The 26,683-nt window shown below is 58.6% G+C and carries 19 protein-coding genes and 1 tRNA gene; 12 read left to right on the top strand and 8 right to left on the bottom strand.

Features of this window, described 5'->3' with window-relative positions; genetic code table 11:
- Positions 1-158 precede the first annotated feature (158 nt).
- A complete protein-coding gene (locus ABHU32_RS08475; protein ID WP_346979635.1) occupies positions 159-2,333 on the top strand; it encodes a hypothetical protein in 2,175 nt (724 codons plus the stop codon).
- A 714-nt stretch (positions 2,334-3,047) separates the two neighbouring features.
- Here ABHU32_RS08475 and ABHU32_RS08470 read toward each other — a convergent pair.
- The 4 genes from ABHU32_RS08470 to ABHU32_RS08455 all read right to left on the bottom strand — a co-directional run bounded on the left by ABHU32_RS08470 (position 3,048) and on the right by ABHU32_RS08455 (position 7,791).
- Positions 3,048-3,119 (bottom strand) — tRNA-Gln (locus ABHU32_RS08470).
- A gap of 38 nt (positions 3,120-3,157) precedes the next feature.
- Positions 3,158-4,063, bottom strand: coding sequence for a peptidoglycan-binding domain-containing protein (locus tag ABHU32_RS08465; RefSeq protein WP_022094145.1), 906 nt, complete (start codon positions 4,061-4,063; stop codon positions 3,158-3,160).
- 138 nt (positions 4,064-4,201) lie between these two features.
- Positions 4,202-5,215 carry a polyprenyl synthetase family protein gene (locus ABHU32_RS08460; protein WP_346979634.1) on the bottom strand — a complete coding sequence of 338 codons (1,014 nt, stop codon included), beginning with the start codon at positions 5,213-5,215 and terminating at the stop codon, positions 4,202-4,204.
- A gap of 125 nt (positions 5,216-5,340) precedes the next feature.
- A complete protein-coding gene (locus ABHU32_RS08455) occupies positions 5,341-7,791 on the bottom strand; it encodes a PTS transporter subunit EIIC (RefSeq protein ID WP_346979633.1) in 2,451 nt (816 codons plus the stop codon).
- A 229-nt stretch (positions 7,792-8,020) separates the two neighbouring features.
- Between ABHU32_RS08455 and ABHU32_RS08450 the strand changes: the two genes are divergently transcribed.
- From ABHU32_RS08450 to ABHU32_RS08430, 5 genes are all read left to right on the top strand, one after another.
- Entirely contained in the window at positions 8,021-8,740 is a 720-nt protein-coding gene (locus tag ABHU32_RS08450) for a GntR family transcriptional regulator (RefSeq protein WP_035137765.1), read from the top strand.
- Between the two features lie 306 nt (positions 8,741-9,046).
- Positions 9,047-10,363, top strand: a complete 1,317-nt coding sequence (locus ABHU32_RS08445; RefSeq protein WP_346979632.1) for an ABC transporter substrate-binding protein — start codon at positions 9,047-9,049, stop codon at positions 10,361-10,363.
- A gap of 87 nt (positions 10,364-10,450) precedes the next feature.
- Positions 10,451-11,305, top strand: a complete 855-nt coding sequence (locus ABHU32_RS08440) for a carbohydrate ABC transporter permease (protein ID WP_117759387.1) — start codon at positions 10,451-10,453, stop codon at positions 11,303-11,305.
- On the top strand, positions 11,305-12,144 hold the full coding sequence (locus ABHU32_RS08435; RefSeq protein WP_195521845.1) for a carbohydrate ABC transporter permease: 840 nt from the start codon (positions 11,305-11,307) through the stop codon (positions 12,142-12,144). Before ABHU32_RS08440 ends, ABHU32_RS08435 begins: the two co-directional genes overlap by 1 nt.
- Before the next feature lie 68 nt (positions 12,145-12,212).
- Complete coding sequence (locus ABHU32_RS08430; RefSeq protein ID WP_346979631.1) at positions 12,213-13,412, top strand: ABC transporter ATP-binding protein; 1,200 nt, start codon at positions 12,213-12,215, stop codon at positions 13,410-13,412.
- Positions 13,413-13,869: 457 nt separating this feature from the next.
- Here ABHU32_RS08430 and ABHU32_RS08425 read toward each other — a convergent pair whose 3' ends face one another.
- The 3 genes from ABHU32_RS08425 to galE form a co-directional block, all read right to left on the bottom strand.
- Positions 13,870-16,137: a glycogen/starch/alpha-glucan phosphorylase gene (locus tag ABHU32_RS08425; protein WP_346979630.1), complete on the bottom strand. Its 2,268-nt coding sequence runs from the start codon at positions 16,135-16,137 to the stop codon at positions 13,870-13,872.
- 128 nt (positions 16,138-16,265) lie between these two features.
- Positions 16,266-17,771: a 4-alpha-glucanotransferase gene (malQ, locus tag ABHU32_RS08420; protein WP_346979629.1), complete on the bottom strand. Its 1,506-nt coding sequence runs from the start codon at positions 17,769-17,771 to the stop codon at positions 16,266-16,268.
- 219 nt (positions 17,772-17,990) lie between these two features.
- Positions 17,991-19,052, bottom strand: coding sequence for a UDP-glucose 4-epimerase GalE (gene galE, locus ABHU32_RS08415; protein ID WP_006235870.1), 1,062 nt, complete (start codon positions 19,050-19,052; stop codon positions 17,991-17,993).
- Between the two features lie 266 nt (positions 19,053-19,318).
- Here galE and ABHU32_RS08410 point away from each other — a divergent pair, with 266 nt between their 5' ends.
- Positions 19,319-20,524, top strand: coding sequence for a coiled-coil domain-containing protein (locus ABHU32_RS08410; RefSeq protein ID WP_346979628.1), 1,206 nt, complete (start codon positions 19,319-19,321; stop codon positions 20,522-20,524).
- Between the two features lie 218 nt (positions 20,525-20,742).
- Here the strand turns inward: ABHU32_RS08410 and murB are convergent, their stop codons facing one another.
- Positions 20,743-21,705, bottom strand: a complete 963-nt coding sequence (gene murB, locus ABHU32_RS08405) for a UDP-N-acetylmuramate dehydrogenase (RefSeq protein WP_346979627.1) — start codon at positions 21,703-21,705, stop codon at positions 20,743-20,745.
- 183 nt (positions 21,706-21,888) lie between these two features.
- Here murB and ABHU32_RS08400 point away from each other — a divergent pair, with 183 nt between their 5' ends.
- The 5 genes from ABHU32_RS08400 (at position 21,889) to ABHU32_RS08380 (ending at position 26,467) form a co-directional block, all read left to right on the top strand.
- Positions 21,889-22,917, top strand: a complete 1,029-nt coding sequence (locus ABHU32_RS08400; RefSeq protein ID WP_346979626.1) for a LacI family DNA-binding transcriptional regulator — start codon at positions 21,889-21,891, stop codon at positions 22,915-22,917.
- Between the two features lie 248 nt (positions 22,918-23,165).
- Positions 23,166-23,654: a hypothetical protein gene (locus ABHU32_RS08395; RefSeq protein ID WP_148346648.1), complete on the top strand. Its 489-nt coding sequence runs from the start codon at positions 23,166-23,168 to the stop codon at positions 23,652-23,654.
- 38 nt (positions 23,655-23,692) lie between these two features.
- Entirely contained in the window at positions 23,693-24,460 is a 768-nt protein-coding gene (locus ABHU32_RS08390) for a GntR family transcriptional regulator (protein ID WP_346979625.1), read from the top strand.
- The gene (locus tag ABHU32_RS08385) at positions 24,445-25,158 is read left to right on the top strand and encodes a GntR family transcriptional regulator (protein WP_250787564.1); all 714 of its coding nucleotides are present in this window, start codon (positions 24,445-24,447) and stop codon (positions 25,156-25,158) included. Before ABHU32_RS08390 ends, ABHU32_RS08385 begins: the two co-directional genes overlap by 16 nt.
- Positions 25,159-25,351: 193 nt before the next feature.
- A complete protein-coding gene (locus tag ABHU32_RS08380; protein WP_346979624.1) occupies positions 25,352-26,467 on the top strand; it encodes an SIS domain-containing protein in 1,116 nt (371 codons plus the stop codon).
- The last annotated feature ends 216 nt before the right edge of the window (positions 26,468-26,683 follow it).

The following is a 26,683-nucleotide window of genomic DNA, read 5'->3' as shown; positions in this document are numbered from 1 at the left end:
CCATATGACTCGGAAAGATCGGGTCCGCGACTTCGCGGGCTCGGTCTTTTTTTCATGCGAAAGCGGGTGACGCTCGAGTGTTCTCGCAGATGTTTTGCGTGGATAAGGGCGCGCGTTGTACCATATAGACGTATATGTGTACATATGAAAGGGGCCCCGTGGCCAAGACGGTATATTCCGATAATCAAAACAATGTCGATGCTTTGGCTGAGCGCCTGAGCAGCCAGACGTCGCTTTCTGCTGAGCGTGCCAAGCTGGTTGCCTACGACCTGCTTTGCCGCAAGGTGCTCAAGATTAAGTCGAGTGCGCTGGCGCAGATTTTCCGCTCCGTCGATAAGGAGTGCGACACCAAGGCGATGCGCGATGAGCTTATCGCGGCAAAGATCGTGACCAAGATCGAGGGTAGCGGCATTAACGGGCGCCCGGCGTTCTATACCATCAATGCCGAGATCCGCGATGTCCAGGAGCAGCCTGCCGAGTCCGTCGAAGATTTTGTCGTCGAGGATTCCGCTGACGTGCCTGCTGTGGAAGAAACTGCTCCGCGTGAGCATGTCGATACCGATGAGTTGCTCGATGAGAACGTCGTGCGTGCCTTTACGGCCAAGGCAGGACGCGGCGGTTTTGGCGGGGGTGGCAAGCGCGATGCGCAGCGCCGCGCCCAGCAGGAGCGCTTCCGTCGCGCCGTTGCTCGAAAGGGTGAGACGGATGCTGAGGCTGTTGAGACCGAGGTTGCTGCCGAGTCGCAGAAGCCCGCGAGGGAGCAAAAGCCCGTGGAGGCCCAAGAGCCCAAGCGTCGTCGCGGTGCTCACTTTAAGACTGCACAGCAGGATGCCGCGCGTGAGGTTGAAGAGTCTTCTGAGGTTGCAGACGATGTTGAGGAGTCTGCCAAGAAGGCTCCGGGTTCGTGTCGTCCCGGCCGCGGTTTTGCGGGACGCGCGTATCCCGTAAAGCATCAGGAGAAGGGCGAGTCGGTTTCGACCGCCCAGGACGAGAAGGCCGTTGAGCCGGAGGCTCGCGAGCAGAAGCCTGTTGAGCCGCAGCTTGAGGTTGATGCCGAGGCCAAGGGCCAGCAGCCTACTGATGAGCGGACGGAGCAGGGCGCGTCGAGCAAGCCTCGCCGCCGTCGCCATCGTGGGGGCCGCAGTTCCCATGCCGAGACTGCAGCCGAGAGGACCACGCCGCAGGACGAGGATGCGAAGGCCGAGGTTTCTTCGGGGCAGCCTAAGCGCCAGCCGGCGAAGGAGAGCAAGTCCGATCGTCCGCAGAAGCAGGCGTCTATGCCGAAGCGCGAGCGCAATTCCCAAGGCGATTCTAAGCGCAAGTCTCAGAAGAAGCCGGAGTCTGCCGCAGCAGGTACTGCTGCCCAGCAGCCCGAGTCGGCCGTCCACGGTGAGGTATCGGCGTTTGCCCTTGCCCGCGTTTTAGGCAGGCAGCTGCTCAAAGTTGTCCCTACGCCTACGGCGCTCTCTAAGATCAAGGAGCAGCAGACACAGATCGTAAAGGTTGAGGGCAAGGACGGCAAAAAGGCTCCGCAGCGCACTCAGCATAACGAGATGTCCAACCGCAAGATTGCCGAGGAAATTGCAATCATCCAGGCTTGGATCGAGCAGAATCGAGGTGCCGATACGCCGGTTGCCTCGCGCCGCCAGCGTGCCTACCAGATCTTTAACGACGAGAAGGCTTTTGACGGCAAGCACGGTGAGCGCCTGATCAGGCGTATGACCGAAAAGGGCATCAGCATGCAGGCGATCAAGGTCGCCCCCAATCGCCCCGTGCACTTTACGGGCTTCTTTACGCTGGGCGCCGACAAGCCGTTCATTATGGTCGAGAACCTGGACACCTACGACGAGATCGTCAAGCTGCTGCGTGGCCGCAAGCACGCTAAGCTCTTTGGCATCAAGGTGGGCGGCGTGATTTTTGGTGGCGGATGCAAGGCGAGCGTCTCGCATGCCCTGGACGATTATCTGGCCGAGATTGGCTATCGCTTTAACTACGTCTACTATGTGGGCGATATCGACCGCGAGGGCGCGCGCATCGTCGAGCAGGCTCGCAATGCCAATGTGGTTGAGATTCGCCTGCATGCCGGCATGTACCGCGCTATGCTCGCCGAGCATAGGCGTCGCGTGAAGGCCGGCGGCGAGTGCGAGCCCGCGGCTGCCAACCAGGGCGTGCCGCAGAACCTGGCAGCGACGATCAAGGATCTGCCCATGGTTACGCGCGTGCAGTTCCGCAACGTGCTACGTGAAGGCGGGCGCATTCCGCAGGAGATTCTGATGACCGCAGACTATCGGGATGGCGACTCGGGAAGCTTCGACCGCATGCTGAACAACTAGATTCCGCCGGCCCCGGGAGAGCGGGGACACCGGCTTAGGTTTCCTGCTCTACAGTCCTGCTCACGACGGAGGCCACATTAAGTGGCCTCCTGTTCGTGCGGAACTCGCGATAAACCTAAGCCGGTGTCCCCGCTCTCCCGGGGCCTGTGGTTACTTGGTTGTTGCATGCGGCTCGCTTTTCGGAACAGGGCTGATAATTCTAGATGCAAGGCGCTCTTGGTCCTTATGGGCCTGGGGCGCCTGTCTTTTAAAGGTAGATTTTTGGGAGGCCGGCACTTGGAGACGTTCCTTTAGTGCTGGCACTTTAGGAACGTCCCCAAGTGCCGGCTGTGGGACGGAGGGATTCCGCGTCCGCCTTTTCGGCGGCAGCGCTCCGCTGCGTCGCTTTGCTCCTTGCATGCTGCGCTGGAAAACGCTTCGCGTTTCCCCGGCTCCGCACCCTTGCGGGTTCTCGAATCCCTCCGCTTGCCCACAAGAAAGCGCCCTGGGCCGTTATGGGCTCAGGGCGCTCAATTTTAATGGCTGGGACGGAGGGATTCCGCGTCCGCCTGGTCGGCGGCCGCGTTCCGCTGCGTCGCTTCGCTTCTTGCGTGCTGCGCTGGAAAACGCTTCGCGTTTCCTCAGCTCCGCACCCTTGCGGGTTCGAATTCCTCCGCTTGCCCACAAGAAAGCGCTCCAGGTTCATAAGGGCCTGGAGCGCTGTGTTCTTAAGGGCTGGGACGGAGGGATTCGAACCCCCAACAGCCGGCACCAAAAACCGGAGTTCTACCGTTGAACTACGTCCCAATGTGTGGTGTTGCCCAAAAGCAACTCGTTTAGTTTACCTAATCTGCGAGGGCATCGCAAACGCCATCGAGCAGGCGTACGGCGAGTGTCTGCGCGTCGCTGGCCGTGAAGGTGCCGTTGTAGCGCGTCATGCCCGTGAGCTCAATGCGAATGCGTGCCGGCTTCTGCTGTGCGGCGACATTGGCAGTGCGGATGCGCTGGGCCAGGTTGTGGCACTCGGCGAGGGCAATCGTGGCGCGCGGTGCGGCGTCGGCGGGCAGCTCGTCGCTTGCGATCTCGAGCACCAGGTCAACGTCGGTTGGGACCTCGGAGTCGCAGAGCATCATGCCGCTGTTGTCGGTCGTTGCCGTGGCGATATTCCACATACGCGACGCAACACTGCGTGCGATGGGGTCCTCGCCGATAACGGCAATCTGAAAGCGCTCGAGCACGTTGGCGGCGCGAGCAAAACCGATGCGGGACTCGGCTTCGGTGACCGAGGGCTTGCCCTCCCACACATGGTGCAGGCGGTTGATGTAGGCGTAGGTGTCCTGGAAGGCCATGCCGTCGGCAAACAGGCCGACATTTTCCTGGAACTGCTGCAGGGCGGCCTCGGTATGCGGACCAAAGTAGCCGTCGTCTTCGCCACAGGCAAAGCCCAAAACGTTGAGAGCGCGCTGCAGGGCCTGCACATCGGCGCCATGGAAATTGGGCATGCGCAGATAGAGGGTGCGGTCGCCCAGCTTATACGAAGCGTCTACAAGGGCGCTCCAACAGGGGATATCGACGGCATGACCGGCAGCAAGGCCGCTGTCGAGCCTGAAGGTGCTGACGGCCTGCTCAGTGGTGGCTCCAAAGTACTTGTCGGTGACTTCGGCGGCATCAATCGTGTAGCCGAGCTGCAGGAGACGAGACTGCACGTCCTCGACGGCTGCTCCTTGCATGCCCGTTGTAATAGGTTCCATGAACGAACCCCTTTCGGCGTACCATTCGTACTATTTGAGCGTCTGTCGGATAGACAACGCAAAGGGATGCATAAACATGCACTCAACAGTGTAGCAAGTTGTGCCTAAATACGCTGCTGACAGATTTTATAACCCCCGTTAGTTAAGGCGCTCCACAAAGAAATCTGCCATGGAGAGGAACAGCTCGCGTGCGTGCGGATCAAGCTCAACGTTCTCGATGGCCGCTTTGGCCTTAGCGGTCAGGTCGAGCGCGTAAGTGTGGGCGTAATCGATGGAGCCAGTCTCCTGGAAGATCTCCACGGCGCGTGCGAGCTGCGCGGGATCATCGGTGCCCGAGGAAAGAATCGCCTCGACCTCGTCGTGGTGGCGCTCATCAGAGAGGGCGTGTACGGCGACAAGCGTGCGCTTGCCCTCGGTGATGTCGGTGCGGAAGTCCTTGTTGGCGGCTTCCTTAGCGCCGACAAGGTTTAGCAGGTCGTCCTGAATCTGAAAGGCAAGGCCCGTGTGCAGGCCAAAGGCGCGCAGCGCTTCGATTTGCTCATCGCTGCCGCCGCCGATAATGGCTCCGGCGGCAAGCGGCGTGGCTCCGCTGTAAAACGCGGTCTTGTGCGTCGCCATGTCCAGGTAGTCATCAACCGAGATATCAAAGCGCCCGTCACGGACCCAACCCAGGTCGAGCGCTTGACCCTCGATGGTGCGGACGATCATCTCGGTTAGCTCGTGGAGCACGCGCAGCTTCACGTCGGACTCCAGCGTGGGGTCGTCGAGAACCGTCTTGGTGACCATGGTGAGCGCTAGATCGCCACAATTGATGGCAAGCCCCGTGCCCTCGGTAAGGTGCATGCAGGGCTTGCCTCGACGAAGCTGTCCGTTGTCGGCGATGTCGTCGTGGATCAGCGCGCCCGACTGGAAATGCTCGATGGCTGCCGCGGCGCTGCGGGCGCTCTCAAAGCTACCGCCCACTGCGGTTGCGGCGAGCATGCAGATAAGCGGGCGGTGGCGCTTGCCGGCGTTGGCCGTAAAAGCCGAGAGCGGCGCGTACAGGTAGCGCTCGATATCGGCAGAGGTCGCCTGTCCGTCAAAGAACGTGGCCAGATAGTCGTTAATCTGGTCAAAGTGCTGGGCTAAAAAGCTGGTAAACGGACTGGACACGGGTTCTCGCATTCTTTCTGAGGTTGCATTGGTGCAATATGCAGACAACATATTGCCACATCAGGGCGTTTGGCGCGGCAGTTTTGGCGATTTAGGACAACGGGCGTGCGTTTGATGGAGCGCGCCTAAATCAGCCTAAAATGCTCGAGCGCCGCAACGACACCGTCGTGATCGACGGTGTCGGTCACGTAATCGGCCTTATCCTTGAGATAGTCTGGCGCATTGCCCATGGCGATACCGACATCGACGGCGTTCATCAGCGAGACGTCATTGCTGGCGTCGCCGATGCCATATACGGTTCCGTGGTGGGGATCGAGGGCGTCGAGTACAGACTGGATGCCCCCGCGCTTCGTGCATTCGCGGGGCGAGATTTCGGTTACCTCGAGTTCGAGCTCGTTAAAGCACAGCAGCGGCTCAAGTGCCTTATCTTGAGCGATGTGGTTGGCGAGCGATGTAGACATCAAGATCTTGTAGACACTGTAATGTTGCAGCTGCGTGACTGCGTCGCCCAGGGTGCGCGCGTATCCGGGAGCATCGGGGGCATCGGCACTCATGCGCACGACGCCGTTGAGGCCCTCAAAGCGGATGACCTCGCCCGATTGCTCAAGGTAGGGGGCAAGACGCTGCAGCATACTGGGCGTCATCGACAGATCGCGAATTGTGTGTCCGTTGATCTCGGCGTAACCGCCCGCAAGACAGACGATGCCGGTCCAGGGCAGCTCAAGAAGTTTGGGGTGGATGCAGCTCAGGGTGCGTCCCGTGCAGATAAAGGCCATGTTGCCGTTGGCGACAAACTCGCGGATTGCCTGCGAAACCGCCTCGTTGGGATAGGGGGAGAGGTCCCGCTCGTCTTCGGGAAGGTCTTGGGCGAGCCTGGGGTCTTGCCAAGCGAGCGTTCCGTCGATATCGAAGAAGCAGATATCGCCGCGCTTATGGGCTGCGCTGGCGGCAGGGGAGGCCGAGGTGGTGGGCACAAATCCCGGCTCGAGGCCCATGATCTGGTCAAAATGCTCTTTAACGCGGGGAACGGAGATGCCGATGACCACCTGGGCGGTCTTGCCCGTAATGATGAGGCCCTTGGCGCCCACCGCGACAAACGATGTGTTATCTGCAACGATGGAAGGGTCTGCGACCTCGACGCGCAGGCGCGTGGCGCAGTTGGTTGCGCCCACGATATTGCCAACGCCACCTAAAAGCTGAATTACCCGCTCAGCGAGGACGTGATCTTGATCGGATCGACTCTCGACCTCGTCATTGGGGGATTGCTCTTTGGCAAAGTCGCTTCCCGTTAAACAATCGATTGCCGCGCGATTGGCAACATGATCCTCGCGGCCCGGCGTCTTAAGGTCATAGACCAAGATGAGTGCTCGAAAACTAACAAAAAAGATGAGGCTAAAGGCAAGGCCGATACCGAGCGCCAAAAGATAGGCACCGGCATGCGTGCGCATGAGCGGAATAAAGTTGAAGGCTGCCATCTCCATGAGGCCGCCCGAGAAGATGCCGACGATGCCAAAGAGATTCATGGTTGTGGCAAGGCAAGACGATAAGACGGCGTAGAGCAAAAAGAGCCCGGGGTGGGTGAACATAAAGAGAAACTCGAGTGGCTCGGTAACGCCGCAAACCACCGAGGCGATGATGGCGGGAACAAGGATGACCCTGAGGCCGGCGCGGCGCTCGGGTTTTGCGGTGGAGTAGAACGCAGCTGCGATGGCAGGAAGGCCAAAGAGCTTGACCCAGCCGGTGGCGGTAAAACCGGCCCACGGCGCAAGCTCATTAAGGGGGCGCGTGCTATGGGAGAGGATGGGGAGCAAACTGCTCCACGTGGCGTAGATGCCGTCGTTAATGACCAGGTTGTCGTAGTAGATCGGCATGTAGAGCAGGTGGTGCAGGCCAAAGGGCTCGAGTGCTCGTTCTAAAAAGACAAAGATGCCCACGCCAAAGGGACCGACGCCTGCAAGCGCGTGACGCAGCGTATCGGTTACATCGTATACGTAGGGCACGATGGCGGCCGAGATAGCAGCAAGGGCAAACACGGCAAAAAAGCTGATGAGGTAGACCAGCGAGGAGCCCGAGAAGGTGCCGAGCCAATCGGGAATTTTGGCATCGTAGAAGCGGTCATGGATGGCAACGACGGTTGCCGATACCGCCAGCGGGCCGATAATGCCGGTGTCGAGCGTCTTGATGCCGTCGATGACGGTGATACCGCTGGCGGAGGTCAAAGATGACGGGTACTCAAGTCCAAGGTTGTCTCCGCTCAGCTTAATGATCTCGCTCAAAAAGAAGCAGTAGGCAAAATAGGCGACGAGAGCCTCGAGACAGCAACGAGCCGGTTGTTTTTGGGCAAGGCCGATGGGCAGCGCTACGGCAAAAAGGAGCGGGAGGCGTTTAAAGACCGTCCACGAGCCGCGCTGGATGATGGTCCAAAAAACGTACCAAGGGGTTCCGTATACGGCGAGATCGCCGACGATGTCCGCAGTCGTTGCGAGAGCGGAGACGCCGACCATGAGGCCTGATATAGAAAACAGCATGGCGGGCGCGAACATTGCCCCGCCAAAGCGTTGGATTTTTTGCAGCATGTTCTGCCTTCCGAATATCGAGGCGCGTTGCGCGTGGGGAAACGTTTAAACAATGGATTCATTGTAGAGGACCAGACGATTGTCGTACCGGCAGTTTTGAGCGAAACCGATTTGGGCATGACAGAAACCGTCAACGGTTAAATCCTGTCGCTTTACCGATATTCGGTTTAAACAACTTTAAGAAATGCTATCGTGCCTAGCCGGAAATGAATAATGTAGAGGTGAAACAATGCCAAAAGCGATATACGAAGGAATCTACCGAGAAATACGCTCGCGCATCATTAATGGGACCTATGCGTTTCAGGAGATGCTGCCAACCGAAGCCGAGCTGACCGCGGAGTTCGGATGCACTCGCAATACCGTCCGTCGCGCCTTGGGTATGCTGGCCGACGGGATGTTTGTGCAGCCCATACACGGCAAGGGCGTGCGCGTTATTTGGCTTAAGGGCGAAACCGACATGTTGGGCGCACTCGAAGAGGTTGAGTCGTTTGGCGAGTTTGCAAAGCGCAACAATGCCGTTGCATCGACGGACGTTAAGTCTTTCGAACATCTGGTTTGCACCGAGCAGCTCTCTCGTCACCTGGGCTTTAAGGTGGGCGAGGAGTTGATTCGCGTAGTGCGTGTCCGAAGCCTCAACGGCAACGCGCGCCAAGTGGACCATGGCTATTTTTTGGCGTCGATCGCCAAGGGCCTGACTCCCGAGATCGCGGCAGATTCTATTTACGGCTATCTGGAGCACAAGCGCGGTGTCAAAGTGATGGCGAGCCGTCGTACGGTGAGTGTCGAGCTCGCCAACGATGAGGACTGCAGCTATCTTGACCTCGGCAAATACAACTGCGTTGCCGTCATGGAGAGTCAGTCGTACACCTCGGATGGCATCTTGTTTGAGGTGACGCACACTCGCACACACCCCGAGATCTTCCATTACCGCGTCAATTCCAAGCGATAGCCGGCTAGCTCGCAGCCTGACGAGACTCATGGCCTCAAAGAGAAAACGCCCGGTCAAACCGACGGTACATCGGCTTGACCGGGCGTTTTCTCTGCATTCGATAACAAATAATTGTTTATACAAAACTTGTCAAGTATCAAGTTGAAATTACCGTTCACCGAAGTTTTTCTACCGCTCTAGTAATACTTGTTCAAACAACTAGCCAAATAGTGTATCGTTCAAATCAGCAAAAGGGGCAAAGTCCCCGAGCCAATCTCCGAAGGCGGCGGCAAAGGGTGCCGCCACGGTGTGAAAGGGTGGATTGTAATGAAGAACGAAATGAGCAGAAGGCAGTTCCTGGGCTTTGCTGGTTCCGCGGCTGCAGTTCTTGGTCTGGGCCTCGTGGGTTGCGGTGGTTCTGCCGGCTCCGGCTCCTCTGCTTCTGGTGACGCTGCCGAGGTCTACTTCCTCCAATTCAAGCCCGAGGTCGACAAGGAGTGGAAGGAGATCGCCAAGGCCTATAAGAAGGAGAAGGGCGTCGAGGTCAAGATCGTGACCGCCGCTTCCAACACCTACGAGGAGAAGCTTAAGTCCGAGATGTCCAAGAGCTCCGCTCCGACCCTGTTCCAGGTCAACGGCCCCACCGGTCTTAAGAACTGGAAGGATTACTGCGCCGACCTGTCCGATACCAAGCTCCGCGGTGAGCTCATTGACGACTCCCTGGCTCTGCAGTCCGATGGCAAGGATCTGGGTATCGACTGGGTCCAGGAGAGCTACGGCATCATCTACAACAAGCAGCTGCTCGAGAAGGCTGGCTACAAGGCCGAGGACATCAACTCCTTCGACAAGCTGAAGGCTTGTGCCGACGACATCCAAGCCCGCAAGGACGAGCTTGGCATTGAGGGTGCCTTCACTTCTGCTGGCATGGATGACTCCTCCAGCTGGCGCTACACCACCCACCTCGCCAACCTCCCGCTCTACTACGAGTTCGAGAAGGAGCACAACCAGGAGGACGACGAGATCAAGGGCGAGTATCTCGACAACTTCAAGCAGATTTTCGACCTGTACATCACCGACTCCACCTGCGATCCTTCGCAGCTTGCCTCCAAGACCGGCGACGACGCCACCAACGAGTTCGCAACCGGCAAGGCCGTCTTCTACCAGAACGGCTCTTGGGCCTACTCTGACCTCGTCAAGGCCGGCATGACCGACGATCAGATTGGCATGATGCCGATCTACATCGGTGTTGACGGCGAGGAGAACCAGGGCCTGTGCTCCGGCGGCGAGAACTACTGGTGCGTCAGTTCCCAGGCTTCCGAGGATGCCCAGAAGGCCACCGAGGACTTCATGTATTGGTGCGTCACCGCTGACACCCCGACCAGCATCATCGCCGACAAGATGGGTCTGACCGCTCCGTTCAAGAGCGCCAAGGAGACCACCAACGTCTTCTCGCAGCAGGCCGTTGCCATGGCCAAGGACGGCAAGAAGACCGTCGCTTGGGACTTCGTCTACATTCCCTCCGAGGAGTGGAAGAAGAACCTCAAGCAGGCTCTGATTGCTTACGCTGCCGATAACAGCAAGTGGGACGGCGTCAAGAACGCCTTCGTCGATGGCTGGAAGACCGAGAAGGCTGCTTCCGAGTAAGTAGTTGCTGCCCAAGCTATCTGATTAGCGACAGGGGGCGGGCAGACGTTGGTTTGCCCGCCCCCTGCATATTGAAAGGACCCTTCTATGGGCAAAGCACTCAAGCGCTGGTGGCCGCTCTTTATGCTGCCCACGTGCCTGGCGTTTATGATCGGGTTCGTGATTCCCTTTATCCAGGGCTTCTATCTCTCGTTCTGCCAGTTTATTACCATTAACAACGCGCATTTTGTCGGTATTGAGAACTACGTGCGCGCACTGTCCGATCCGCAGTTTGCCACGTCGTTCTTCTTTACCGTGGCGTTTGCCTTCCTGTCGACGGTGCTCATCAACGTGATCGCCCTCGCCATTGCGCAGGCGCTCACCCGCAAAGCGCTCAAGGGCACCAACATCTTCCGTACGATCTTCTTTATGCCTAACCTGATCGGCGGCATCGTGCTGGGCTACATTTGGCAGATTCTGATCAACTGCCTGCTCTCCAACGTGGGCGCCCAGCTCATCGCTCTTAACTCTGCTGCTGGCTTCTGGGGCCTTATCATCCTGACCCTGTGGCAGCAGGTCGGCTACATGATGATCATCTACATCGCTGGTCTGCAGTCCATTCCGTCCGACTACATCGAGGCCGCCAAGGTCGACGGCGCTACGGCATGGCAGACGTTTTGGAAGGTTAAGATCCCTAACCTGATGCCGACCATCACCATCTGCCTGTTCCTGTCCATCACCAACGGCTTTAAGCTGTTCGACCAGAACCTCGCCCTTACCGGCGGCGCCCCCGCGCACTCCACCGAGATGCTCGCCCTGAACATCTACAACACGTTCTATTCGCGTGCCGGTATCGCATGGCAGGGCATTGGTCAGGCCAAGGCGGTTATCTTCTGCATCCTGGTCGTGGCCATCTCCATGATCCAGCTTAAGGCCACGAGGTCCAAGGAGGTGCAGCAGTAATGAAACGCGATAAGGTTATCAACCGCGCGCTCTCGATTTTCTTTACGATCCTGTCGCTCGCGTGGATCTACCCCGTGTTCATGATTGCGCTTAATTCTTTTAAGAAAGCGACCGCAATCAGCACCACCACGGCATTCGATCTGCTCACGCCCGAGACGTTCAACGGCCTCGCAAACTACTTGCACGCTCTTAACGAGCAGGGCTTTGCCTCGGCATTTATGTGCTCGCTCATCATCACGGTCACGTCGGTCGTGCTGATCTTGGTGTGCTGCTCCATGTGCGCTTGGTACGTGGTTCGTGTCAACAACAAGATCTCGAACTTCTTCTATTACCTGTTTGTGTTCTCGATGGTCGTGCCGTTCCAGATGCTCATGTTCACGCTGTCCAATTTGGCGGACCGCATCGGCTTTAACACGCCGTTCAACATCTGCTTTATCTATCTGGGCTTTGGCGCGGGCCTGGCGGTCTTTATGTTCGCCGGTTTTGTAAAGAACATCCCGCTCGAGATCGAGGAGGCGGCCATGATTGATGGCTGCAACCCGGTCCAGGTGTTCTTTAAGATCGTCCTTCCCATCATGAAGCCCACCTATCTTTCGGTCGGCATCCTCGAGACCATGTGGGTCTGGAACGACTATCTGCTGCCCTACCTTACGCTCGACTCCACCAAGTACAAGACCATTCCTATCTTGATTCAGTACTTCCGCGGCGGCTACGGCCACGTCGAGCTCGGCCCCATGATGGCCTGCATCATGATGGTCGTTATCCCCATCGTTATCATGTACATCCTCTGTCAGAAGTACATCATCGACGGCGTGGTGGCAGGTGCCGTCAAGGGCTAATGCCGTAACTGTTTTGCAAGTTTCTGCGGCGCCCCTCAGCGCGGCGCCGCATATCGAAAGGTAGAGACATGGCCGAGATTGTTCTCAAACATGTTCAGAAGGTGTATCCCAACAACGAGTCAAAAAAGAAGGGCTTCTTTGGCAAAAAGAAGAAGACCGAGGAGAAGAAGCACAACCTCAAGGTTACCGAGGACGGTGTGCTCGCTGTAGAGGACTTCAACCTCACCGTTCACGACCAGGAGTTCGTCGTCCTCGTTGGCCCCTCTGGCTGCGGTAAGTCCACGACGATGCGCATGGTCGCCGGCCTGGAGGACATTACCTCGGGCGATGTGCTCATCGACGGCAAGCGTGTCAACGACGTGGCGCCCAAGGACCGCGACATCGCCATGGTGTTCCAGAGCTACGCTCTGTACCCCAATATGACGGTGTACGAGAACATGGCATTTACGCTCGAGCTCAAGAAGGTTCCCAAGGACGAGATCGACCGCAAGGTTCGCTCTGCTGCCGAGATTCTGGGCATTACCGAGTACCTCGACCGTAAGCCCAAGGCGCTCTCCGGCGGCCAGCGCCAGCGTGTCGCTATCGGCCGCGCCATCGTGCGTGACCCCAAGGTCTTCCTGATGGACGAGCCGCTGTCCAACCTGGACGCCAAGCTTCGTAACCAGATGCGTGCCGAGCTCATTAAGCTGCGCCACGAGATCAAGGGCACGTTCATTTATGTTACTCACGACCAGACCGAGGCCATGACCCTTGGCGACCGTATCGTGGTCATGAAGGACGGCGTCGTCCAGCAGATCGCCACGCCGCAGGAGGTCTTCAACCATCCCGCGAACATCTTCGTCGCCGGCTTCATCGGCGTGCCGCAGATGAACTTCTTCGATGCCCAGCTGGTGCGCTCGGGCAACGGCTTTACCGTCAAGACCGAGGATATGAACGTGGCACTCGCCCCCGAGACTTGCGCTCAACTTGCCCTCAACTGGGACGGCGGCGACGTGAAGGAGATTACGGCCGGCGTGCGTCCCGAGCAGATCCTGCTTGCCGGCAAGGGCGAGGAGGGCGCGCTCCAGGGTACCGTCGAGGTGACCGAGCTCATGGGCTCGACCGAGCATGTCCACGTGACCGCTCCCGACGGCCAGTTTGTCCTGATTATCCCCGTCGTCGACCTCGAGGCCAAGGGCGCGCTCAAGGCTGGCGACACCATCTGGTTCAAGTTCGAGAAGAACGCGACCCACCTCTTCGATAAGGTCTCTGGCAAGAACCTTATCTAGGCCCGGTGCATCCAGGCCCTCCCTTTGGGCGGCTGCGGTATTGCCATCCTTTTGCCGCGGTCACATATAAGGCTCCCCTCCCGTCCACTGGGCGAGAGGGGAGCCTTTCTTTGTGTTGGGGTTGTCTGGCCGGTCGCTTGTCTCGATCTGTAACGGGTGAGGCTGATTTCGGACGTTAGATGTTACAGATCGAGACGGTTCCGCTGAGCTAACCATTTCATCTAAATCTGTAACACCAAAGGTGAATTTCAGCTGCTAGATGTTACAGATTGAGATAAACCCAAGGGGAGGGGCCGGTATGTCTCAATCTGTAACAGCTGGGGCCGTTTTTACCGAGTAGCTGTTACAGATCGAGATTCTTCGGTCGAGTCGGGTCACAGGATAACGTGCGGGCACAAAAAACGGAGCCGTGTTGCCACGGCTCCGTTTCTCAAGAGGATGGGTAAGGGAAGTGAAATTAGTTCAGGTGCCAGATCTCGTCGTTGTACTGGGAGATGGTGCGGTCGGACGAGAAGGTGCCGGCGTTGGCGATATTGATGAGCGCCTTGCGCATCCAGGCGTCCTGGTCCTCGTAGTCGGCCAGCACGCGCTCCTTGGTTTGGATGTACTCCTCAATGTCGAGCAGGGCCATAAACCAGTCCTTGCCCTTAATGTCGTCGTGCAGGCGCTGCAGGCGCTCGGCGTTGCCGGTCGCCATAAAGGCGGGGTTGGTGATGAAGTCCACCAGCAGTTTAATGCCGGGCTTGCGGTAGAGCGCACCGGCGTCATAGGCGCCGTCGGCGTAGAGCTGCTCGACCTGTTTGGACGAGGCACCAAAGGTATAGATGTTCTCGTCGCCCACGAGCTCGGCAATCTCCACGTTGGCACCGTCGAGCGTGCACAGGGTTAGGGCGCCGTTGAGCATGAACTTCATGTTGGAGGTGCCGCTCGCCTCCTTGGAGGCCAGGCTGATCTGCTCGGAGATATCAGCGGCGGGGATCACGCGCTCGGCGGCGGTGACGTTGTAGTTCTCGATCATGACGACCTGCAGGTAGGGAGCCACGTCGGGGTCGTTTGCAATCCACTGCGACAGCGTCAAGATCAGATGGATGATGTCCTGCGCGATAGTGTAGGCAGGCGCCGCCTTGCCGCCAAAGATGATGGTGACGGGGTGCTTAGGTCTGTTGCCGTTCTTGATATCGAGGTACTTCCAGATGATGTAGAGCGCGAGCATCTGCTGACGCTTGTACTCGTGGATGCGCTTGACCTGGACGTCGATGATGGCGTTGGAGGGAATGGTCACGCCCTGCTCGAGCGCCATGAACTGGCGCATGATGGCCTTGGCTTCGACCTTGGTGGCGGCCAGGCGCTCAAGAACGTCCTTGTCGTCGGCGAACTTGGCGAGTTTGCTCAGATCGCCGGTGCTGCGCCAGTCGGTGCCGATCACATCGTCGAGCAGGCTGGCGAGCGCGGGGTTGGCCCCATGGATCCAGCGGCGGAAGGTGATGCCGTTGGTCTTGTTGGAGAACTTCTTGGGATAGATCTCGTAGAACGGATGAAGCTCGGTGTCCTCCAGGATCTTGGTGTGGAGGGCGGCTACGCCGTTGATGGAGAAGCCAAAGTGGATGTCCATGTGGGCCATGTGGACGGTGTCGTGCTCGTCGATGATGGCGACGCGCGGGTCATCGTGCTCGGCCTTGGCAACCTCGTCGAGCTTGACGATAATGTCGGCGATGGCAGGGGAGACCTTCTGCAGGCTGGTGATCGGCCACTTCTCGAGCGCCTCGGCAAGGATCGTGTGGTTAGTGTAGGCGACCATGGAGCGTACGATGGTCACGGCCTCGTCAAACTCGATGCCATGCTCGGTGGTGAGCAAGCGAATGAGCTCGGGGATGACCATGGTGGGGTGCGTGTCGTTAATCTGGACCACGGCGTAGTCGGCCAGATCGTGCAGGTTGCTGCCGCGCTCGATGGCCTCGTCGATCAGGAGCTGGGCGGCGTTGCTTACCATGAAGTATTCCTGGTAGATGCGAAGTAGGCGGCCCTGCTCGTCGGAATCGTCGGGGTAGAGGAACAAGGTGAGGTTCTTGGCGATCTCGGTCTTGTCGAAGTCGATGGAGCTGCCGGGGACCAGGCCGTCGTCGACGCTCGCCAGGTCGAACAGGCGCAGGCGGTTCTTGGTGGGCTGGCCGTAACCGGGCACATCGATGTTGACGAGCTTGGAGGTAACGGCAAAATCGCCGAACTCGACGGTGTAGGAGCGGTCATCGTCGACTAGGATGTCCTGCTCACCGAGCCACTCGTCGGGGACGGCCTTCTGCTGGTTGTCGACAAAGCGCTGACGGAACAGACCGTAGTGATAGTTGAGGCCCACGCCATCGCCGGTCAAGCCCAGCGTGGCGATGGAATCCAGGAAGCACGCGGCCAGGCGGCCCAGGCCGCCGTTGCCGAGCGACGGCTCGACCTCGAACTCCTCGATCTTGTTGAGGTCGTGGCCTGCGGCGGTGAGCTGGTCCTTAACCTCGTCGTAGATGCCAAGGTCGATCATGTTGTTGATGAGCAGCTTGCCGATCAAAAATTCGGCGGAAATGTAATAGAGCTTTTTCTTGCCGTTGTTGAGCGGGCAGGCGGCGGAGCGCTCCTGCACGAGTTTGACCAGCAGCTTGTAAATGCGACGGTCGTCGAGCTGCTCGAGCGAGGTGCCAAAAGACTGCTCGGCGAGTTCCATGAGGTTAATTTGGGGCATGTTTTCTCCTGTGATGGGTTGTTTCATGTCTGCAATTCATAAGAAGCCCGCGCGAGGGGATTGGGGTGGCCTCGCGCGGGAAAAGCAAGCGCGTCCGCACGGTGGGGAGGGGTCGGGCGCGGTAGCTCCTATTGAGGAAGCTCGATTTCGGCTTCCGACGGGATGCGGAAGTAGGTCTCGGTCCAGTCGGTGAGTTTGTGCTCGAGCTCGCGGGTGATGGCGCCGTCGAGCATGCGCCAGGTCCAGTTGCCGCCCAGCGTTGCAGGGGTGTTGATGCGCGCCTCGTTGCCCAAGTTGAGCAGGTCTTGCATGGTGTAGATGCACGTGTCACTCACGCTGGCGGCGATGGTGCGATTGAGTGCATCTGCCATGGGTTCGCCGGCCTGCTGATGGGTGTACAGGGCTGCCTGCTCGCGCTGACGCGGGGTGGCCGTTCCCTCAAACCAACCGCGCGCCGTCTCGTTGTCGTGGGTGCCCACATAGGCGACGGTGTTGGCGATGTAGTTATGCGGCAGGTAGTACGAGTTGGTACCCTCAAAGGCAAACTGCAGGATCTTCATGCCGGGGAAGCCCGAGTTGTCGCGCATGTCGATGACGCCGGGGGTGAGGAAGCCCAAGTCCTCGGCGATGATGGGCAGCGTGCCGAGCTTTTCCTCGAGCGTCTTGAAGAACTTGAGGCCGGGACCCTGCGTCCACGAACCGTAGGACGAATCGGGAGAGGAGAACGGCACCTCCCAATAGGCCTCGAAGCCGCGGAAGTGATCCAGGCGGATGACGTCGTACATGTCGAGGGCGGCGCGAATGCGGCCCTCCCACCAAGAGAAGCCGTCGGACTCCATGGCGTCCCAGTCGTAGATGGGGTTGCCCCAGTACTGGCCGGTGGCCGAGAACTGGTCGGGCGGCGTGCCGGCGACGCTCACGGGATTGCCGGCGGTGTCGATCTTAAAGAGCTCAGGCGTCGCCCACATCTCGACGGAGTCACGCGAGACATAGATGGGCAGGTCGCCGATGATGAGAATGTCGCGCTCGTTGGCATAGGCCTTGAGGCGGCTCCACTGGCGATCGAAGAAGTACTGCGTCATCTGGTGGTAGAGCATACGCGCCGGATGGTCGGCGCAGACCTTGGCGGAAGCCTCGCCGCGGGTGCGGAGCTCCGCGGGCCACTCCCAAAACGCCTTGAGACCGCACTCCTCTTTGACGGTCATGAACTCACAGTAGGGGATGAGCCAGTCCTCGTTGGCCTGGATAAAGTCATCGAAATCGGCCGGCTTGTCGGCAGCAAAGCGCTCAGCGGCGCGGTCGAGAATCTGACGGCGGCCGCCAGAGATAGCACCGTAGTCGACATTGCTGGGGTCGGATCCCAGATACACGCCATCGATATCGCGCTGCTCCAGATACCCTGCCTCGATAAGCTCGGCAAAGTCGATAAAGTTGGGGTTGCCTGCGCGGGCCGAGAACGACTGATAGGGCGAATCGCCATAGCTGGTCGTCGTAAGGGGCAGAATCTGCCAGTAATGTTGTTTGCACGAGGCGAGAAAATCGACGAAGTCGTAGGCATTCCAGCCAAAGCCGCCGATTCCGTATGGTCCGGGCAGAGATGAGACGGGCATGAGGACGCCGCTTGCACGCTCCATGAATGCGCTCACCAACCTTCTTGTTGTGGGGTCGGCCTGCCGATGGGTGTGCAGTCCGCCTCCGATGTTCTGATTCGATACGCCTATTGTAAAACATGTTGTTTAAACATGTACAGGCAAGATAAAAAAGTTGGTCGATTTTCGGCGAATGGTTACATGCCATGAAAAAGCCCCGACCTCACAACGTGAGATCGGGGCAAGAGCGGTATGTAGGTTTTGCTACTCGGCGTCGGCGAAGCCGTTGGGGTTGTGGCTCTGCCAGTTCCAGCTATCGCGGCACATGTCCGCGATGTCGTACTGGGCCTTCCAGCCCATCATGCGCTCGGCCTTGGAGGCATCGCACCAGTTGGCAGCGATGTCGCCGGCGCGGCGCTCGCGGATCACGTAGGGCAGCTCCTTGCCACAAGCCTTGGAGAAGGCGGCGACGACCTCGAGTACCGAGGTGCCGGTGCCGGTGCCCAAGTTAAAGATCTCGACGCCGGTCTTGCCGTTCATCCAGTTAAGGGCGGCCACGTGACCAGATGCCAGATCGCACACGTGGATGTAATCGCGCACGCCGGTGCCGTCGGGGGTGGGGTAGTCGTTGCCAAAGACCTGAACGGCCTCGAGCTTGCCCACGGCGACCTGGGCGACATAGGGCACCAGGTTGTTGGGGATGCCCTTGGGATCCTCGCCGATCAGGCCCGACGGATGGGCGCCGATGGGATTGAAATAACGGAGTAACACGACGTCCCACTCGGGGTCGGCGGTGTGGACGTCCATAAGGATCTGCTCGATCATCCACTTGGTCCAACCATAGGGGTTGGTCGCGGGCTTCTTAGGATCCTCCTCGGTGACGGGCGGGTTGTCCGGGTCGCCGTAGACGGTCGAGGAGCTCGAGAAGATGATGGACTTGCAGCCATGGTTGCGCATGACGTCGATGAGCACCAGGGTGTTCTCGATGTTGTTGTGGTAGTACTCGACGGGCTTGCTCACCGACTCGCCGACGGCCTTAAAGCCGGCAAAGTGGATGACGCGGTCGATCTGATGGGTATCGAAGATCTTGTTCATCGCATCGCGGTCGAGCACGTTGGCCTCGTAGAAGGTGAGGTTCTTGGCGGCCTCGTCGCCCACGATGGTCTTGACGCGGTCGACGGCGACGGCGCTGGAGTTGGAGAGATCATCGACGATGACGACCTGGTAGCCACCCTCGAGCAGCTGAACGACGGTGTGCGAGCCGATAAAGCCGGCGCCACCGGTAACGAGGACACAGGTGTCTTTGGGGTCGAGTGCTTTGGACATGTAGTCTCCTATCGAATCAGGAACACTTCTTCAGGGGAGTATAGCGCAGGCAGGGACGCCCAAATCGTGCGCTGTAGGAAAAGCAGAGGATTGTGCTAACGTACTCATAGAAGAGCTTGCGTACGCATAACCTGATCTTTGGCATTTGCTTACGAGCCGCTGACCTTGCAGTTTCCTGCCGTTCGTGGAAATCGTTGGGACGCGCCATATGTACGCTAATATGTATGAGTTGAGCGACATATAAATAAGCATGTAACGGAGTACATATGTCACCAAACAGCGATTCCATCCTTTCCCAGGAGCTCTCGCGCCGCACTGCCCTCAAGGCCCTGTTCGGCGCCGCTTCTGCGGCAGTTCTTTTTGGCCTGCCCGCTCGCGCCCATGCGGCGGAGGCTTCCAAAGAAACCACCGATAAACTGAATGCCGCCCAGGCCCAGCTCGACGAGGTTCAGGCCCAGCTCGACAGCATCGCAAATGAGTATGCGGCGCTGGCCAACAAGAATGCCCAGACCCTCAACGACATCGAGAATGTCCAGGGCAAGATTGACGACACGCAGGCCCAGATCGATGAAAAGAAGGCCGAGCTCAAGAAGAAGCGCAACGACCTTTCCGATCGCGTGGCCGCCAGCTACAAGTCCGGCGGCACGAACATCCTGTCGCTGCTGCTGGCCTCTGGCTCGTTTGAGGAACTCGTCGCCAACGCGCATTACGTTGAGAAGATCAACAAGAGCGACCGCGACGCCATCGAGGACATTCAGACCATCCAGGAAGAGCTCGATGCGCAAAAGACCGAGCTCGAGTCGCAGAAGGCCGACTTAGAGAAGCTCAAGGACCAGCAGACTGCCCAGATGCAGGACATGCAGGCCAAGCAGCAAGAAGTCCAGACCGTGCTGAACGGTCTTTCCGACGACGTCAAGGAGCTCATGGCTCAGCGCGATTCCGAGATCCTCGCTGCCGCCCAGGCTGAGGAGGCCGCTAGGAAGGCTGCCGCTGCCGCGGCTGCCGCGAACAAGAACAATTCCTACTCGGGTGGTTCGAGCTCGGGTGGTGGATCGTACGCGCCCGGAACTCCGCAGCAGAATGCCGGCTCGGGCAAGCAGCAGGCTGTCGTCAACGCGTGCTACTCCACGCCTTCGCCGGGTCAGAACTGGTGCGCGGCGTGGGTTACCAATGTCTTCCGTAACGCCGGCGTTGGCTACTTTGGCGGCAACGCCTGCGACATGTTCAACGCCTGGTGCTATAGCTCCGACCGCTCGGCGCTGCAGGTGGGCATGATCGTGGCCGATTCCTCGCACAGCGGCACGGGTGCTCCGGGCCTTATCTACGGTCATGTGGGTATCTACGTTGGCGGCGGCATCGTTATGAGTAACGAGGGCGCCATCACGTCGAGGTCGCTTGACTCGTTCATTGGGTTCTACGGCACTGGCTCTGGCGTGCGTTGGGGCTGGCTTGGCGGTATTGCGCTGTCGTAACGATAAGTTGGGCCGGGACAGTCCGAGAGGCATAAGGTTGCCTGCTCGGACAGTCCTGCTCGCGCGGAGAGCACATTAAGTGCTCTCCGGCTCGTGCGGAACTCGCGATCAACCTTATGCCTCTCGGACTGTCCCGGCCCTCTCGGGTTCGGGGCGCGACACACCGGACTGGTTTATCTGAATCAAAGAAAGTGAAGGCCCCTTTCGGGGCCTTCTTTTTATAAAAATTCGCCGACTCGGTGGACTTCGGGTTCTAGGTCTACATCGAACTGCTCTTTGACGGTTGCTTGGATGTGGCGGATGAGTTCGTCGACGTCGGCTGCGGTGGCGTGGTTGGCGTTGACGATGAAGCCGCAGTGTTTTTCGCTCACCTGGGCACCGCCGACGGCGTGGCCGCGCAGACCGGCGTCCATGATGAGCTTGCCGGCAAAGTGACCTTCGGGGCGCTTGAAGGTGGAGCCGGCGCTCGGCATGTCGAGTGGCTGTTTGTCCTCGCGGCGCTGGCGATAGTCGTCCATGTCGGCCTTGATCATCGCGGCGTTGCCCGGGGCGAGATTGAAGGTGGCCGAAAGCACGATGAAGCCGTCGTCGGCGATGCGGCTCTTGCGATAACCCAGGTTGAGCTCGTCGACATCGAACTCGATGATATTGCCACTGCCGCGGGTGCCGTCGTCGAGCATGCGAGCGGGCTTGTAGACGCGTACAGATTCCAGCACATCGGCCATGCAGGCACCGTAGGCACCGGCGTTCATGTAGCAGGCGCCGCCGACCGATCCAGGGATACCCGAGATGGGCTCCATGCCGGTGAGGTCGGCCTCGGCTGCTGCCGCGGCGACATCGGAAAGCAAGGCGCCGGCTGCCGCCGTGACGTGTGTGCCATCGACGGTGATGTCGGAGAGGCCTTCGCCCAGCGCCACGACGACACCACGGATGCCCTTGTCGCCAACGAGCAAGTCGGAGCCGTTGCCCACGATGGTGAGTGGTAGATCGCAGCGATAGCAGGTATCGAGCGTGGCGACGAGGCCCTGCTCGGTGTCGGGCGTGACAAAGACGTCGGCCGGGCCTCCAATCTTAAACGTGGTGTGCTCGCGCATGGGCTCGCTCATGAGTACGTTGTCCTCGCCGGCAACGCCAGCGAGCGCGCAGAGCAGGTCCTCGTTAAAAAAGTCGTTCTCGTGCATGCGAATATCCGCCTTTTGGTGGTTGTTGTCATCAATCGATTGCAATATACCCCACCTGGACGGATTTGGTGCGCTGGCGGCGATAAAACAGCCGTCCACCGGATTGGTAAAGTGTTTATCACCGAGGTAGATGGGCAGTCGCTATACTTTCAAGAGATTGCGCGTAAACCCGGAAGGAGCGAGATGGCCAACAAAGTCACCCTCAAGCAGATCGCCCAGGAGGTGGGGCTTTCCCCTTCGTCGGTCTCGCTTGTTCTCAATAATCGGCCCTGTCGCATCTCGGAAGAAAACCGCAAGCGCATCAAGGAGGTCGCGGCGCGTAACCACTATGTTCCTAACCAGATCGCGCGCAGCCTGGTCATGCGCGAGTCGCGCACACTGGGCCTTATCGTTCCCAATATCGAGAGCCGCTTTTTTGCCTCGCTTGCCGGCAGCTTGGAAAAGCGCTGCCGCGAGGACGGTTACGCGCTCTTTATTACCAGCTCGGGTGGAAGCGCCGATGACGATTTGGAACTGCTGCGCCAGCTGGTGACGCGCGGCGTCGATGGTGTCTTCCTGGTGGTAGGCGACGAGTTCTCGGACGACCGTGCCCTGCGCGAAGAGGTCAGCCATCTGCCTATCCCTGCCGTGATGGTCGACCGTGCCATTGAGGGGCTCGAGTGCGACAAGGTGATGTTCGACCATGAGATGGGCGGCTACATGGCCACGCGGTATCTGATTGAGCAGGGTCATCGCCGCATCGCCTGTCTGGTTAACGCGCGTCGCTCCAATACGGGCCGCAAGCGACTTGCCGGCTATGAGCGCGCACTGCGCGAGGTGGGACTGCCCATCGACGCGCGCCTGGAGTTTGAGAGCGAGTACTACATTCCGAGCGCCTACGAGGCCTCGGAGGCGGTGCTCGCAACCGACGCCACTGCCGTGTTCGCAAGCTCGGACAACATTGCCCTCGGTTTGCTCAAGCGTTTGCACGAGATGGGGAAGAGCATCCCGGGCGATATCTCGGTCGTAAGCTATGACAACTCGGCCGCCGACGTTCTCTTTGAGCCAGCGCTGACCGCGATTGAGCAGGATCCCGGTGTCCTTGCGGAGCATGCTTTTGCCTGCATGTCCAAGCGTCTTGCCGGTAGGGGCGGTAAGCGTGCCGAAGAGGTCGTTCTGGAGCCGGCGCTTATCGTGAAGGGCAGTGTGCTTGACCTTACCGAATATAGTTAAGCGCACTTGTTTGTTTGCATAGATTGCATGCGGAGTGTCCGCTATTTGCCGGCGGGGCCGGGGTGCCTGCTTTGTTTTGAGAAGTTCGCGAAGCCCACCTCTCAAAACAAAGCAGGCACCCCGGCCCTCGTCCGTAAACTCTTCCGCTGGGCGAGCCATAGACGCCGCGCACCGATAGGGTAAGGCAGCGGCTTGAAATTGGTGCTATATTCGGCTTGAGTTGTTTAATGCTAGTACGGGAGGCTGATATGGGGCTGTTCAAGAAGAAAAACCCGCAGGATGCCTTTGATCCCGATGTGTTTACCATCACGGATACGATTTTGGACCCGCCGCGGTTTACGTTTTTGCCGGCTATCTACCAGGATGCCACGCGTCGCAAGTGGGCCGTGCATCAGCGCGGCGGCGAGCCGAAGATTTTTGACTATGCGGACGTGTTGCAGTGCGAAGTAGCCGAGGCGGGCGATCCGGAGGCCGAGGAAGTGGCCTCAAAACAGGAATTTGCCCAGCGTATCCTGGTAAATCCCGCCAAGGCGGCGAAAATAAATGCTGCCAAGCGTAATATGTGTCTTGGTATGGGCGTTGTTGTGGCGGTTCAGACGGGAAAAGACGAGGTTTCCAAATTAGAGATTCCCGTTATGACCGACGAAGTTAAACGCGATTCAAGTCTATATAAGTCGTATCGGAATGTTGCCGAGAAGATCAAGGCCGAATTTGATGCCATGGGAGGGCTGGCCTAATTTTGGCGGCATACGTTTCTGAATGAGGAGTCTGTGCAATGGCAGGCGAATCTTATGCAATTCCCCCCAAAGATCGTGCTGTTGAGGGAATTCTTTGGTATATCCAGCACCATCAGCTTGCCGGCGGTGATCGCCTACCGGCCGAGCGCGTGCTGTGCGAAGAGATTGGCGTTTCGCGTACGGCGTTGCGCGCCGGTATCACGCGGCTCATCTCGTGTGGAACGCTCGAGAGCCGACGCGGATCGGGTACGTATGTGTGTCCTCCCAAGCCGCTGAACATCTTCCAGGAAACGTATAACTTTTCCGATGCTGTGCGGACTGCCGGCCTGCACCCCTCTTCTCGTCTGGTTTCCACCGGGACCATCGAGGCGGATGAGGCGCTTGCCGACAGGCTTGGGGTGTCTGTAGGCGCTCCTTTGCTACGCATGCAGCGCGTTCGACTAATTGAGGGCGAGCCGGCGTCAATCGAGACGGCTCACGTTAACCTGTCCCTGTGCCCATCGCTTACCGAGCACGATTTTGAGTGCGAGAGCCTTTACGATGTCTTGCTCAAAGAAGGTGGCGTGCGTGTTGAGCATGGACGTGAGCATATCTCCATCTCGCGTTTGAACGTCGAAGAGGCCGAGCTGCTCCAGCAAGAAGAGGGAACGCCGGTGTTCTATGAGAGCTCGATCGAATTTGATAAGGACATGCGTTTTGTGGAGCATTGCAAATCGGTGATTTTGCCCACAAAGTTCCGCTTTGCCGATAACGGCGAAGAGAACGGCATGAGGAGCGTGGCAGGTGAACAATGGCTGAAACAGTAGATGCCACCCCGGTTTATATGCGCATTCGACGCCGCATCGAGGAACGTATCGAGCGCGGTATATATCCCACGGGTTCCATGATTCCGTCCGAAAAAGACCTCGCCGAGGAATTTGGTACGACACGCTTGACCATCCGAAGCGCTGTCGATGAGCTGGTTCGGCGCGGGCAGATTCGCCGTGTTCGGGGAAAAGGTGCCTTTGTGGCGCAGAAAGTACCTGCTTTTTTTGAACGCACGGTCGGTTTCCGTGAATCGGTCCGTGCTTCGGGCGGCGAGCCGTCCGTCCGTATTCTCGCGCGTTCCAAGCGTTATGCGGGGCCATATTACGCCGACCTGTTTGGCATCGCCGAGGACGACCTGCTCTATTCCGTTCGACGCCTGAACTGCATAAACGGTAGCCCCGTATCGATTGAGACGGCGCTGATTCCCTGCCTGCTGTTCCCAACCATCGAAGATATTGACGTGTCGGTCTTCAGTTTGTACGAGACCTATGAGATGCTGGGCCGAAAGCCAGTCATGGCACAGGAAAAGCTCGATATCGAAGCGCTGGGCGCACGAGATGCCGGCCTCCTTGGACTGGAACAGGGCGATCTTGTTTTGCTTTTGGAATGCGTGAGCTATGACGCGAGCGGTCAGGCTATCGAGTATGTAAAGTCCTTCAATCGTGGCGATACGGGCGGCTACACCTATACGTACTAGCTGGTATTTTGTGAATAACGGCTGGGAAACTAACCAGTTTTGATCGTTGGGTCAGCTGTATATACAACCTTACAGGGCTCAAAATCGACCGTTCGCCGATGGGGATAAATTAATCGACAAAGAGGTATCAAAAAGCCGTAACCTGTAACTGTGATTGGTATCAAATACTAATGATTTGTTACGAGGTGAGACGATGAAGATGCTCGATTACGTTCAGCTTGCCCATGTGCGTATGGGGGAAAACCTCGAGCGTTCGTCTGAGCTGGTAGCGCAGCTCGTTGATATTTTCCAGTCCGGTTCTTTTGACGCGCTGCGCATCGTTGCTTCGGGTTCGTCGCGCCATGCCGCCGATTGCGCCCGCGATTACCTGCAAGATGCCCTGCAAATGCAGGTGTCCGTTGTGACGCCCGAGGCCTTCGTCGATTTTGAACACACCTATCCGCAGCGTGCGCTCAACATTGCCGTTTCGCAGAGTGGCTATTCGACCAATACGATTGCGGCGCTCGATTACATGCGCGCACACGATATGGCTGCAGTTGCGCTCACGGCAAACGTCGAGGCGCCCATCAAGGAGCACACTGACATCGTTCTTGACTACGGTGTGGGCGTCGAGTCGGTGGACTTTGTGACTCTGGGCGTCGAGGTGCTCGTTGAGTACCTGGTGCTCTTTGGTATTTACGGCGGTCAGGCGCGTGGAACGATTGACGCCAAGGGCGTTGCCCAGCGTCTTGACGACCTGCGCGAGGCCATCCAGGCCAATGCCGTGATGTGCAAGACCGCCGAGGCATATGTCCAAGACCATATGCTCGAGCTTTCTGAGCACACGCCCGCCATGGTCGTCGGCAACGGCCCCAACTATGGCGTTGCCGAAGAGGCGGCCCTCAAGCTGAGCGAGACCATCAAGATTCCTGCCATGCATCACGAAGGCGAGGAGTTCGTCCACGGTCCCGAGATGCAGATTGTTCCGGGCTATCTGGTGTTTATCGTCGACGATCCGCAGGGGTCGGAGCGTCTTGCGAATATCGCTGATGCGCTATCGAACGTTACGACAAAAACGGTGCTGCTCACGGCCCATCCCAAGGGTAGGGCTCACGAGGTTGCGGTGCCTCAGGTGGCTCCGCTGCTCAGCGCAATTCCCAATCTTGTGTTCTTCCAGACGATTGCGGCCATAATCGCCGAGCGTCTGAAGTCATGGGACGTGCACCCGTATCTCGATGCTGTCTCCAAGCAAATGGAGGTCAAGGCAGAGGGCTACGAAGAGTCAGTCAATGCGCTTAAGGCCAAAGCGGCCGAGTGTTACGGAATGTAAGCGGGTTTTGATGCCCGTTGGCATGGGGGATGTGGAAACAACCCCAGAAAGGAGAGACAAATGAAGGAAACCGAGAAGATCGAGATCATGCATTTCGACCAGGAGGGCTATCTCGAGGACGGCAAGGCGCTCTACGAGACCGGCAAGAAGATGACCGCGCTCGCCGACAAGGTCGCCGACGAGGGCTACGACGCCGTGTTCCTGATGGGCGTCGGC

Source organism: Collinsella aerofaciens (assembly GCF_039758965.1).
In the GTDB taxonomy this organism is placed as follows: domain Bacteria; phylum Actinomycetota; class Coriobacteriia; order Coriobacteriales; family Coriobacteriaceae; genus Collinsella; species Collinsella aerofaciens_BR.
This window is presented reverse-complemented; position numbering and strand designations above follow the sequence as displayed.